This is a genomic window from Azohydromonas aeria, from assembly GCF_009760915.1.
Classification (GTDB): Bacteria; Pseudomonadota; Gammaproteobacteria; order Burkholderiales; family Burkholderiaceae_C; genus Azohydromonas; species Azohydromonas aeria.
In genome coordinates this window covers 1-11,947 of sequence record NZ_VIDQ01000058.1, presented here as the reverse complement: position 1 = coordinate 11,947, position 11,947 = coordinate 1, and the positions used below count along the sequence as shown (strand labels likewise).

12 protein-coding genes are annotated in these 11,947 nt (G+C 75.1%); all 12 read right to left on the bottom strand.

Annotation, left to right across the window (positions count from 1 at the left end; all coding sequences use genetic code 11):
- Nucleotides 1-2: 2 nt before the first annotated feature.
- The 12 genes from FJ694_RS25810 to FJ694_RS25755 are packed head-to-tail and all read right to left on the bottom strand — an operon-like array spanning nucleotide 3 to nucleotide 11,551.
- Nucleotides 3-1,718, bottom strand: a complete 1,716-nt coding sequence (locus tag FJ694_RS25810; RefSeq protein ID WP_157270202.1) for a hypothetical protein — start codon at nucleotides 1,716-1,718, stop codon at nucleotides 3-5.
- An 8-nt stretch (nucleotides 1,719-1,726) separates the two neighbouring features.
- The gene (locus FJ694_RS25805; protein ID WP_157270200.1) at nucleotides 1,727-2,407 is read right to left on the bottom strand and encodes a phage baseplate assembly protein V; all 681 of its coding nucleotides are present in this window, start codon (nucleotides 2,405-2,407) and stop codon (nucleotides 1,727-1,729) included.
- 20 nt (nucleotides 2,408-2,427) lie between these two features.
- Nucleotides 2,428-3,507: a phage late control D family protein gene (locus FJ694_RS25800; RefSeq protein WP_157270248.1), complete on the bottom strand. Its 1,080-nt coding sequence runs from the start codon at nucleotides 3,505-3,507 to the stop codon at nucleotides 2,428-2,430.
- Between the two features lie 29 nt (nucleotides 3,508-3,536).
- The gene (locus tag FJ694_RS25795; RefSeq protein ID WP_157270198.1) at nucleotides 3,537-3,707 is read right to left on the bottom strand and encodes a hypothetical protein; all 171 of its coding nucleotides are present in this window, start codon (nucleotides 3,705-3,707) and stop codon (nucleotides 3,537-3,539) included.
- An 18-nt stretch (nucleotides 3,708-3,725) separates the two neighbouring features.
- Nucleotides 3,726-4,772: a CIS tube protein gene (locus tag FJ694_RS25790; protein WP_157270196.1), complete on the bottom strand. Its 1,047-nt coding sequence runs from the start codon at nucleotides 4,770-4,772 to the stop codon at nucleotides 3,726-3,728.
- A gap of 5 nt (nucleotides 4,773-4,777) precedes the next feature.
- On the bottom strand, nucleotides 4,778-5,311 hold the full coding sequence (locus FJ694_RS25785) for a phage tail protein (protein ID WP_157270194.1): 534 nt from the start codon (nucleotides 5,309-5,311) through the stop codon (nucleotides 4,778-4,780).
- 15 nt (nucleotides 5,312-5,326) lie between these two features.
- Nucleotides 5,327-7,291 (bottom strand): hypothetical protein, encoded by a 1,965-nt coding sequence (locus FJ694_RS25780; protein WP_157270192.1) that lies wholly within the window; start codon nucleotides 7,289-7,291, stop codon nucleotides 5,327-5,329.
- A gap of 34 nt (nucleotides 7,292-7,325) precedes the next feature.
- Complete coding sequence (locus FJ694_RS25775) at nucleotides 7,326-7,766, bottom strand: phage tail protein (RefSeq protein ID WP_157270190.1); 441 nt, start codon at nucleotides 7,764-7,766, stop codon at nucleotides 7,326-7,328.
- 13 nt (nucleotides 7,767-7,779) lie between these two features.
- Nucleotides 7,780-9,792 (bottom strand): phage tail sheath family protein, encoded by a 2,013-nt coding sequence (locus FJ694_RS37335; RefSeq protein ID WP_157270188.1) that lies wholly within the window; start codon nucleotides 9,790-9,792, stop codon nucleotides 7,780-7,782.
- A gap of 27 nt (nucleotides 9,793-9,819) precedes the next feature.
- A complete protein-coding gene (locus FJ694_RS25765) occupies nucleotides 9,820-10,620 on the bottom strand; it encodes a hypothetical protein (RefSeq protein WP_157269837.1) in 801 nt (266 codons plus the stop codon).
- Complete coding sequence (locus FJ694_RS25760; protein ID WP_157269836.1) at nucleotides 10,617-11,213, bottom strand: Pvc16 family protein; 597 nt, start codon at nucleotides 11,211-11,213, stop codon at nucleotides 10,617-10,619. The genes FJ694_RS25765 and FJ694_RS25760 overlap by 4 nt, the downstream gene beginning before the upstream one ends.
- Entirely contained in the window at nucleotides 11,213-11,551 is a 339-nt protein-coding gene (locus tag FJ694_RS25755; RefSeq protein ID WP_157269835.1) for a hypothetical protein, read from the bottom strand. The genes FJ694_RS25760 and FJ694_RS25755 overlap by 1 nt, the downstream gene beginning before the upstream one ends.
- Nucleotides 11,552-11,947 lie beyond the last annotated feature (396 nt).

The window sequence follows — 11,947 nt, the reverse complement described above, 5'->3', positions numbered from 1 at the left end:
CGTCACTCCTTCGCCTTCGGGATGGGGATGCAGATCTTCAGGAAGGGCAGCCACCAGAAGATCAGGTTGAACAGCGTCAGGAAGATGTTCAGGACGATGAAGGCGCACAGGGTGATGATCGGCAGCGAGAAGGAGCAGATCCAGCCGAGGCCCAGGCCGCTGCCGCCGCCGTCCTTGCCGTCGCCGTCGCGCAGCGCCTTGGCGTCCTGGCGCAGCAGGTGGGCCAGCTTCGGCGGCAGCGCGAAGGCCACCGTAGGCTTGACGCGCCGCAGCTGCGCGCGGTCCATCAGGTCGGGCAGCGGGATCACCGGCACCGGCGCGCCCGCGCTCTCGAACCAGGGCGCGATCGTGAACGCCTCGCTGTAGGGCGACCACAGCAGCCGCCCCGGGCAGCCCTCGTGCTCGGGCTTCAGGCGCACGAAGGCGCGCACCACGTACCGCGGCTCGCTGCCGTTGCGGCCCTTGTCGAAGCGCCCGGAGGCCGGCTGCAGCCGCGCGAACTGCTGCTGCATGCACTGCAGGGACGCCTCGAAGATCGACGCGGCCGTGGCGCCGTCCACCGCGCCCCAGCGGTTGGGAATGCGCACGCTCGCGCCCGGCGTGCCGTCGATGAACACGGCTTTCGCCTCGCGCAGGAAGTCCAGCGCGCCGCGGCGCTCCACCCGCGCGGGCTGGCCGGCGGCGGCGGGCACGTCCTCCTCGACCTGCAGCGCCGCCAGCGCCCGCTGCAGCGCCACGGCACCGCTGCCCGCGCCGAAGGCGTCGTACTGGTTGTTGAGTTGCAGCAGCAACAGCCCGAGCGTGCGCTCCAGCGCGTCGTACTCGGCGCGGCGCAGCGCGCCCTGCTGCGCCGCGTCGGCCGGCGTCTGCGCCGCCTGGCGCACCTGCTCGGTGGAGACCGTGCGCAGGCCCGGCACGGGGAAGCTGCGCGCGCCGCCTTCGAGCAGGTAGCTGACCATGTCGGCGCGCAGCGCCGCGCGCTCGTCCGCGTCGGTGCCGAAGGCCGGCGGCGCGGACGGTGCCTCGGTCAGCTCCGAGGACACCACGCGCAGGCTGCCGAACAGCAGCGTGCGCCCGGCGCCGGCGCACACCTGGGGCGGCGCCACGAACAGCGGCTGCACGTCCTCGCTCACCGCCGCGTTCGACGCCGCCAGCCGCGCCGAGCCGGCGGTGCGCACGCGCCGCTGGCTGGGTGCGAGCGCATCGAGCAGCGGATGGCCCAGCGACACCGCGCGAGCGCGACGCTCCTGCGCCGGGTCCATGTCCTCGTCCACGGCCTCCCAGCCGAACACTTTGGAGCCGGCCTTGAGCCAGGCCAGGTGGCGCGCGCCGTCCACGCGGCGCAGCACGAAGCCGCTGCTGTCGATCTTGGCCGGGTCCAGCCGCGGCTGCCCCGGCGTGTCGCAGAAGGCTTCGAGCACCAGCAGGTTGAAGACGCGCTGCAGCGGCGGGAACAGCCGGGGCGTGCCGTCCTGGCGCGCCGGCTGCGCCAGCGCCGCGTGCTGCGCCGGGTCGGCCAGGTCGTCGAGCAGGCCCTGGACGAAGTCCTGGTCGCGGCGCTCGACCAGCAGCGGCGGCACCGCTGGTGCGCGCGTGCCGCGGCGCAGGCCGCACAGGTGCACCGGGTGCGGCGTGCCGTCACCCGGCGCGCGGGGCCCGCGCACGGCCAGCGGGCGGGCCGCGGCGGCAGGCGACGTGGGAAGCGGGAGCGCTGCCACGGCCGGCCTCACCAGATGTTGCCCGCGCCGGGCGTGTAGGCGGTGGACACCACCGTGTTGCTGATGAGCGTGTCGCACTTGACCACGCCGGAGAACTGGCTCATGGCCGCGTCCACCTTGACCATGGCGGCGCTGACCTCGACCTGCGCGGCCTGCACCCTGACCTTGACCGCGGCCTCGACGGCCACGCCCTGCGGGTCGATGGTCACGGTGTTGCCCGCGCACTCGACCCGGACCTTGCCGCCGCCCTCGTCGCTGAGCCTGAGCTTGACGCCGCCCGGCGTGCTGCACTCGATGGCCGCGGTGGCTGCGCTCTGCTCGACGATGGCGATGCGCGTGCCGGCCTTGCCCGTGATCGACCAGCGGTCCACCTGGGCGCCGATCGTCTCCGGCGGCGCGGCCGCGCCGTTCCACAGCCCGCCCACCACGACGGGATGGCGCGCGTCGCCGCCCACGAACAGCACCAGCACCTCGTCGCCGGGCTGCGGGATGAAGAAGCCGCCGCGCCCGTCGCCGGCAAACGGGCTGGCCACGCGCGCCCACAGCGCGGTGTCGGCCGGGGTGTCCATGGCGTAGAGCTCCACCTTGACGCGGGCCAGGTTCTGCGGGTCGGCCACGTCCACCACGCGGCCCAGCCAGGGCTGCGCCAGCGCGTGGGCGGGAACGGCGAAGTCGAGGTCTCGTTTCATGGGCGTCTTTCCATCCCGGCTCACGCCGCGTCGCCGAGGTGCGCACCCTCGGCCTGGAACTCGGTCTCGTAGCCCCGCCTCATGTCGTAGCGGTGGGTGCAGGCGGTGACGTAGTAGGTGTTGTCGAAGCGCGGCGACACCTCCGCCAGCGTCAGGTGCGTGCCCACGCGCAGCGCGGGGTTGCCTTCGCACACGCCCTCGACCGTCACGAAGCGGCGGGCGCGCTGCTCGAACTCGGCCTGCGCCAGCGCGTCGGCCTCGGCCTGACTCAGCGCCAGGCGGTGCGCGCTGTGCTGCACGCGCTCGCCGAAGGCCTGCCGCAGCAGCTCCGGGCCCGTGCGCCCGCGGCCCGGCCCGGGCGCCGCGCCGCCGGCGCTGCCCTGCACGGCCGCGCCCTGCGCCGGGTCGAAGCCGCTGACCTGCACCTGCGTGACCTGGTGCGCCAGGTCGGCCACCACGCGCAGCTTGTGCAGCTGGCCGTGCAGGCGCAGCGTGAGCTGGTTGCGCTGCACGTCGCGGCGCGCGGCCACCTGCAGCTCGCTGCCCACGACCTGCAGGTCCGCGCCGTGGCGGCGCAGCAGCCGGCGCAGGAAGGCCAGGTCGCTCTCGTCGGCCTGCACCTCCAGCGCGGAGGCCGCGTCCAGGCCGGTGACGACGGGCGTGAGGCCCATGCGCGCGGCCAGCTCGCGCACGATGTCGGCCACCGACTTCTGCTCGTACACCGCGATGCGCCGCGCCATGCGCGCCTTCTGCGCCGCGTCCTCGGCCTGCACCAGCAGGCGCGGCGGACCCTCGCTGTCGAAGGCGAATTCCAGCGCGCTGACCACGCCGGCGAAGATCTCGGTGGGCGCCGCCGCCTCCCCCGCGTACGCCTTCAGCGACGACCCGAGCCGCAGCACGCGCTCGTCCTCGAAGGCCAGGCCCACCTCGCCGCCGTCGCGGGCGCCGAAGTTGACGAAGGCCAGCTCCAGCGAGGACAGGCCGCCCTCCTGCTCGCGCATGACCAGCGACTGCAGCAGCGTGGCGGCCATGTCGTGGTCCTGGCCGTCGATGCGCAGCGTCGGCCGCGCCGAGTAGTAGGCCAGCGGGGACAGGTTCATCTCGCCCACGGTGCAGCGCTCCCGGTGCTTCAGTCGGCCAGCAGCCGTTCCTGGCGCCACGCCTCGCGCCGCAGCGCGGCGCGCAGTGCGTGCTCGTCGATGTCCGCGGCCGCGGCGGCCGACTCCGCGGCGCCGCTTGGCGGCGGGGGTGGCGGCTCCGCCTGCGCGCGGACTTCAAGCTCCTGGATCTCCACCGGCATGGCGTGCCTCCTCGCGTGTCAGTCGAACTTGATGCGGGCGCCTACGCCCACGTCGGCCTTCATGCCCGCGGAGCCCGCGCCCACGGCCTTGCCGCCCAGCGCGAACTCGCTGCCCACCGCCACCGACGGCGCGCGCGGCGGCGGCATCAGCTTCGCGGCATCCAGCCGCACCGCCGTGGGCGTGCGGCTCGCGCCCAGGCCGGCAAAGGCCTGCAGGCTGGTGGCACCGGCCGTTGCGCCGGCACCCAGGCTGCCGCCCAGGCCCCCGCCCAACCCGGCGCCGGCCGACACGCCTGCGCCCAGGTCCATTCCGGTACCGACGCCGAAGCCGGCGCCCACGCCCGCGCTCGCCGACACGCCGGCCGAAAAGCTCGCCGCCGCCTTGAGCTCGACCCCCGCGCCGGCCACGGCGGCGAAGCCCGCGCCGGGGTTGCGCATGCTCTCGAAGCCGTTGGACGCGGCCAGCGCGCGGCCCGCGCCGGGATTGCCGCCCTGCGCCGCCGTGCCGCTGGTGCCCCGCTCGCTCAGCGCGGCCAGGCGCACGTCCGCGCCCGCGGCGGCGTCGGCATCGGGGTGTCCCGGCGGCAGCGCGGCGAAGACGTCCTTGGGGTCCTGCGCCGACAGCCCGATCTTGAGCGTGGAGCGCAGCGGCACGCCCTCGGCGGAGAAGAACTCCAGGTTCTCCTTGAACGACTCGACGATGCCCTTGAACTGGAAGGTGCCCCAGCGGAAGCCCACCAGCGGCGGCGCCTGGTCCTTGTTGCCCTTCTTGTCGCCGGGATTGAGGAACTGCTTGATGCGGTCGGTCTCGCCGCGCACGTCGCTGCCGTCGTGCGTGCTGTCGAAGCTCAGGTCGAACTCCAGCTTGGCCGTGGTCTGCGCCACGAACTGCTTGGCGTTGGCGTCGCGGCCCTTCTTCTCCAGCGTGTTCTGCACCGAGTACGACAGGCTGGTCGGGTTGAACTGCACCACCACCGCGTCGGGGCTGTCGGCATTGGGCTCCTGGCCCGGGCTGGCCTGGTTGACCTTGTAGAGCTTGGCCTTGTGTTCGTCGGGAATGCGCATGGCCGTCACACCGCTTCCATGAAAAGGCCCTCGTGCACGAGGTGCAGCTCCTCGATGCCCACCTCCGCCCCGCGCGCGTTGAAGTCCGCCGTCTTGAACTTCACCGGCAGCGCCCGCTCCAGGCGCCACTTCAGCCGCGGCGTGCCGTCCAGGTCGAGCAGCGTGATGCGCACGGTCAGCCGGTACGCGAAGGCGCCGTTGGGCCGCTGCCGCCCGTCGCTGGTGCCGCCGCCGGCGACCAGCCCCCACCAGTTCCACAGGTCGCGCTCGGCGGTCATGCCGCGCTTCATCACCACGGTGCCGAAGCTCACCGGGCCCGCGCGCTGATGCGCGCCGTAGTTGGCGCCGCCTTCCTTGATGGTCCTGGCCTCCATCGACGCGTCCAGCCCCGTGACCTCCGAGAACGCGCCCCGGCACAGCGGCTCCTCGCCGCCGGCGCCGCTGCCGCCGCCGCGCGCGGCGATGGGCTCGCGCGTGAAGGCCACCGCGAAGCGCAGGCCGAACAGCGGGGGATCGAAGTCGGTTGCGGTGTCGGCCATGGCGGCGTCCTCGCGTCAGGCGGCGCTGGCGAAGGCCGAGGCCGGCCCCGCGTCGCGCAGGTTGAGCACCACGACGATGCGCTGGATCGGCTGCGCCGGCAGGATCTCGACGTGCGCGATCACGCGCCCGGCGTCGAGGTCGTTGGCCGTCATGGTGTCGCGCCCGCAACGGACGGTGAACGGCGTGCCGTCGGTGGACAGCGCGCCGCCGGCCAGCAGCACGCGCATCAGGTCGGCCAGGCGCTCGCGCACGCGCGCCCACAGCGCCTCGCCGCTGGGCTCGAAGGCCAGCTCCTCGCCGGTGCCGCGCGCGGCCTGCAGCACCACGTTGAGCAGGCGCCGCACGCTGGCCTGGCGCGTGCGCGGGTCGGCGCCGCAGCCCACGTCCGACAGCAGCCGCGGCCCGCGCGGCGAGGGCCCCAGCAGGCACACCCGCTCGCCCAGCGTGAGCGCGCCCAGCGGCGTCCACAGCGACTGCTGCGTGGCCTGGGCCCAGGCCAGCGCCGGCTCGCTGCGCTGCCAGCGGTGCAGGGCACGCCCGGCGGCCGAGCGCCAGGCGCCGCGCTCCAGCGCGTTGCGCGCCAGCACGCCGGCGAGCGTGCCCTCCGGCGCCTCGCAGCCGCCCGGGCAGTCGGCGCTGTCGCGGCTCACGACCCAGGGATAGGCCAGCTGCAGCCGGTCGCTCAGCAGCGCGCGGGCACCCCCCGCATCGAGCCAGCCGGCGGGCTGCGCCATCCACGCCAGCCACTTGCCCGCCGGCGGCAGCCCGCGCGCGTCGCCCAGCAGCGGCAGCGAGGCCAGCAGCTGCACGTCGCGCCGGTGGTGGGCACGCCCGGCGTTGTCCAGCAGCGCCAGCGCGGCCAGCACCAGCTCGCGCCACAGCGCCAGCCCGCCCGCGTCCAGGCGCGGCGGCGGCAGGCGCCGGCCCACGGGCAGCGTGTCCGGCGCGGCCTCCTCCACGCACTCGGCGAAGGCCTCCCGCGCGGCCACCACCTCAGCCGGCGGCACCGTGGCCGGCACGGCGCGCGCGGCCGCGTCCACCAGGTCGGGCAGCAGCGCGAAGCTCACGTCGCCCAGGTCGTACACGTGCTCCAGCCCGACCCAGTCGGCGGCCGACAACGCCACCGGCCGGCCCGGCTCGCGCAGGCCCTGCACCTCGGCCTGCAGCTCGCGCCGGGCGATGCCGGGCAGCTGCGGGCAGCGGTCGCCGTCCCGGTCGTAGGCCGTGCCGCCCGTGGCGGGCTCGGGAAAGCAGGCGGCGAAGCGGCCGACGCGCGAGTCGAACAGGTCGCTCGGGTCGCCCGTGCGCACCACCCAGGCCCGGCGCCCGCCCTCGCCGAAGAAGGCGCGCAGCGCCGCGCCCAGCGCCGTCACGACCACCGGGTCGCCCTCGCGCACCACGCGGTCGCGCACGCCGCGCCGCTCCCAGGCGAAGAGCGCGTCGAAGGCGTCGAAGCTGTCCACGGCCACGGGCAGGTTGAGCAGCCGCTGCATGCGCAACCAGGCGCCCAGCTCGTCGCCGGCCAGCAGCTGGCCCGGGTACAGGCCGCGCTGGCGCAGGTCTTCGAGCACGCCCTCGGGCACGGGCGCGAGCTCGCGGCAGGCGCGCAGCAGCGCGGCAAAGCGCGGCGCCGCGGCGCCGGCCGCCACGGCCTGGCGGAAGAACTCGGCCAGCGCCGCGTGCTCCGGCCCAGGCTCGGCCGCCGCAAGCACGCTGTCCACGAAGCGCGGCCCCGATTCCAGGCTCACGCGCAGCTGCTGCACCGGCACGCCGCCCACGGCCCGCACCTGCCGCGCACCGAGCCAGCGCGCCAGGACCGCGGGCATCGGCTGCAGCCCGGCCACGGCGGCGCGGCGGCGCCGCGCCACGGTGCCCACGAAGCAGGCGATGTCGGTGCGCAGCGGGTGGCTGGCCGGCGCGGGCGCCGGCTCGAAGCTCAGGCCCAGGCGCGGGCGCGGCTGGAAGCGGGAATCGGCCATGGGGGTGCTCGGGGTGGCAGGCGGCCCGGCGGCCTCACTCGACGACGTAGCCCTCGCAGGAGAGCACCAGCTCCTCCATGGCCACGTCGCCGCCGCCCTTGCCCGCCAGCGTCGGGCCGGTGTACTTCAGCGGCACGGCGCCCTGCAGCCGCCAGGTGGCCACCGGGCCGTTGCGGCCCTCGTCCTGCAGGTGGATCACGACGGTGCGCTTGGCCTTGTAGCCCTCGGTGCGCGTCTGCTTGATCCACTCGAACAGGTCGGCCGTGCCCATGAGGCCGCGCTTGAGCGTGACGTCGCCGACCTTGTGCACGCCCGGGATCTTGCGCACGTGGTTCTCCGCGTCGTTGCCGTTGCGGTACTCGGCCACCGTCATCTCCGTGACCAGCCCCGACACGTCGGAGAAGCCGGCCACGACGCCGGTGCCCAGGTCCACCAGGAAGTTGAAGGCACCGTAGGGGGTGTCGCGTTGGATCATGCGAAGCGCTCCTTCAGTTCTTCGCGTCGGCCGTCTTCTGACCGATGCGGAAGATCACGAACTCGGCGGGCTTGACCACCGCCACGCCGACCAGGCAGATGAGCCGGCCGTTGTCCAGGTCGTTCTGCGTCATGGTGCTGCGGTCGCAGCGCACGAAGAACGCCTCCTCGGGCTTGGTGCCCAGCAGCGCGCCGTTGCGCCACTCGGTGTAGAGGAAGTCCGAGATGGTCCCGCGCACGTTGGCCCACAGCAGCTCGCCGTTGGGCTCGAACACGGCCCACTGCGTGCCGCGGTCGATGCTCGCGCCCAGGTAGTTGAAGTAGCGGCGCACGTTGACGTACTTCCACTCCGGGTCGCTGGAGATGGTGCGTGCGCCCCACACGCGCAGGCCGCGCCCGGACAGCGCGCGCAGGCAGTTCACGCCGATCGGGTTGAGCAGCTCCTGCTGGCCGAAGCTCACCGGCGGCTCGAAGCGCAGCGCCCCGCGCACCACCTCGTTGGCCGGGGCCTTGTGCACGCCGCGCTCGATGTCGTTGCGCGCGTAGATGCCGCACACGAAGCCCGAAGGCGGCAGCGCGATCTCCGCGGGCTGGCTGCTGCTGGGGCCCGCCAGCGGGTTGGCCACCACCACCCAGGGGTAGTACAGCGCCGCGCGGGTGGAGTCCACCTGCCCGCGCGCGTCGCGCATCTGGTTGGGCGTGTAGTCCGGCGGGGCGTCGAGCACGGCCATGCGGTAGCGGCGCGGGTCGGCCACGTGCGTGAGCAACGCCTGCTGGATGGCGCCGCTGGTCACGCCGTTGTTGAGGTCGATGAAGGCCGAGTAGCCCGGCGCGGCGACGATGGACACGTCGTCCAGCCCTTCGAGCAGCGCCAGCGCGTCGGCGTAGTCGCCGAACTGCGGCGCGGCGCCGTCGCTGCCGCCGTCCAGGGTGAAGGTGGCCACGGGCTCGGCGCCGTCGCTGCCGGGCCGCCCGCCGCCCAGGCCGGCGAGCAGCTCGGTGGCGCTGACGGGCGCGCCGCTGAACACCAGCGCGATGCCCTGCGTGAGCTCGTCGGCGCGGCGCGCGGGCTGCGCCGCCAGCCGCGTGCCGATGAACTGCGGCTGACCGCGGCCCAGCGTCAGGCCCTCGTACACCGTGCGCTCGCCCGAGGCGGTCTGCACCGCCACGTCGAAGCTCAGCAGCACGGCGCTGAAGTTCCGGGCGTCGAAATCGTCCGGCAGGGTCGTGAGCGTCGGCGCGGGCGCAGGTGCAGGCCCAGGAGCGGGCGCGGGCGCGGGCTCGGGCGCGGGCGCGGGCTCCGGTGCGGGGGCGGGTTCCGGCGCGGGGGCCGGGGCCGGTCCGGGGGCGGGTGCGGGCGGCGCCGGGCTGGCCACGGCCGACCAGGCGCCGTTGGCCTTGGTCCACAGGCCCACGAGGCTGCCGTCCGCGTCCTTGCGGTGCACGCGCACCACGCTGCCGTCGGGCGCGTTGTCCATGCCCTGGCGGCCCGTGGGCGTGGCGACCTGCGTCACGGTGACGACGGCGCGGTTGTAGTGCGAGCCCGCGAAACGCGCCTCGAAGCGCGCGCGCGGGCTGGCGGCGGGGGCCGGCGCGGGCGCGGGGCCGGGAGCCGGTGCTGGGCCCGGAGCCGGTGCGGGCCCGGGCGCCGGTGCGGGAGCCGGGCCCGGCGCGGGCGCCGCGGCGGCCACCACCGCCTGGGTGGCGCGGGCCGGCCGGGCACCGCTGCCCAGGGCGCGCGACACGTACAGCCGCGCCCCGCCGTTGTTGAAGAAGGCCTGCGCCGCGTGCGCGACGTAGTTGCGGTTGTGCACGGCGCTGGTGGTGCCGTCGAAGGCCAGGTCGTCCACGCCGCCGTAGGTGCGCTCGAAGTCGGCGAAGCTGGTGAGCAGTTCCGGCGCGAGGCCGCTGGGTCCCTTGCGCGTGGGTCCGGCGAAGGCGCAGGTGCTGGTGCTCACGCCCTCGATGGAGCGCGAGCGGAAGCTGACTTCCTCGACGTAGACGCCTGGTGCTAGGTATTCAGGCACGGTGGACCTCCTGTGGGTTGACGGCGGCTAGGGCCATGTCACCCTCGCCTGGAAGCGCCGGCTCGTCCCGGCGGAGAGATGCGGGGGCGCGTCGGCGGCCACGGCGCGCACGGCGGGGTCGGCGGCGGCGAGCCGCCGCGCGATCAGGTCGGGGTCGGCCAGCGGAAGGTTGGAATCGGCGGCTTCGGCGCTGGTGCGCACCACGGCGCGGTCGAGCACGAGCCGCAGCGCCAGGCCGAACTCGCGCGTCAGCCCGGAGGGGCCGGGATCGGGCAGCAGCGGCGGCACGCCGGCGATTGCGACGAGGGCTTCGCCGCGCGTATCGGTGAGCGTGCGCTGCACGGCCAGCCCCGCCACCGCCGGCGTGGCCTCCACGAGCACGTTGGCCAGGCCCAGCGGCGGCGTGCTGCCGTCCGCGACGACCTGCAGCCGCAGCACCGCCCAGCTGCCGCGCAGCGGCAGCGCGGGCGCGGGCGCGAGCCGCACGGGCACGGGCCGCAGCGCGTTGTCGGCATCGGGCACGGGTTGCCCGGGCGTGGGCAGCCGCCGCGGCAAGGCCAGGCTGAAGGCGCGCGGCAGGTAGCGCCGCGCCGGGTCGTGCACGCTCAGCGCCACCTCGCTGCGCGGCGGGTCGGCGGGCGCGCCGTCGAAGGCGCGGGTGTAGTCGTCGTGGCCGGCCCAGGCGCGCAGCACGTACAGCCCGCCATGGTTGGGGACGATGCGCAGGCCGGGGCCGGCGACGGACAGCGGCGCGAGCACGCGCGCGCCGGTCACGTCGTCGAGGAACTCGATGGCGCCAAAGACGCGGCGTTCCACGTGCTCGATCACCGGCCGCCCTCCCCGCTGGCCGTGGCGTCGCCCACCGAGAAGCGCGTGGCCACCACCGGCTCGGCGTCGGGTGCGCTGTCAAGGTCGATCATCACGTTGCGCGCCACGTAGCCCAGCGAGGGGCGCAGCGGCGGCGTCAGCACCTGCCACAGCTTGCTCAGGTCATCGAGCGAGAGCTCCTCCGGGAACAGCGTGACGAGGTCGTTGGGGCCGAAGCCGCCGCTGTCGGCGAAGCTGCCGCGGTCCAGCACCGGGCGCTGGTGCAGCTCGCGCAGCGTCCAGGCCACGAGGCTCTGCTCCTTGAGCGCAGTGTCGGCCCACACGGTCGCGAGCAGGTGCAGGTTCACCGTCAGCGGCACCGCGCGGCCCGTGGGCAGCGTCGCGGGCGGGCGGTTGCGCAGGTGCTCGTTGTGGCTGACGCGGTAAAGCATCAGCGTGACCTTGGTGTCCTGCCCGTCGAGCTTCTTGAAGTCCGACACCCCCACCGGCTCGAACTTGCTACTGATGCCGGCGATGGGGCGCAGCTGGTAGGCCCGCGACAGCACCTGCGCCACGCCGCTGACGACCGCGTGGATGGCGGAGACGGTGGCCATCAGTGCATCCCTCCACGCTTGCCGCCGGGCCGCCGCGCCGCCGCTTCCAGCAGCGGGCCCGGGTCGGCGGCCAGCGCGTCGAGCCGCGCCTCGATGCCGGCGGCCGCGCCGGCGCGGCGAAAGCGCACCCGCCCGTCGGCCGCCTGCGAGGACTCCACCGCGCCGCAGGCCTGCATCCCGTCGAGGGCCTGCTCCACCAGCGCCACGGGCGCGGCCGGCAGCTCCGCGGCGATCCACCAGCGCGCGATGCCGTCGGGCGTGTCGCAGGCGTCCGGGTGCTCACGCAGGTAGCGGCTGAGGCATTGCACGAGGGTCATGAGGTCCGGGTCAGAAGGCATACCAGTCACCTCGCTGGCGGTGCCGCTACAGCGCAAGAGCGGTGCCAGCGCAACGAAGAGCGGCAAGTGCCTGTCGCCGCAGGCCTTTCTGGAGCGGCAACGGCGGCGGGGTGGACGGATTCGTCCCGACGCCGCCCGGCCCGCGCCGCCGTGCCGGCCCCCGCGAAGGCGGGGGGCGACGGCAGGACAAAAATGTCCTGGCCCGCGGCGCATTTGTCCGGGCGTTTGCCCGGGTGCGTGCGCAACGCCCGCGCATGGGCACGGCGCGGGCACCGGCGCGACGGGGCGGCGCCCGAGGTCGCGGCACGGCGTCAGGCCGTCACGGATGCAGCGAGGGGATGAAGGGCGCCGCCGGGTGCCCGTGCGGGCGGGGCACGGGCGCCGGGCGCAGGCCGC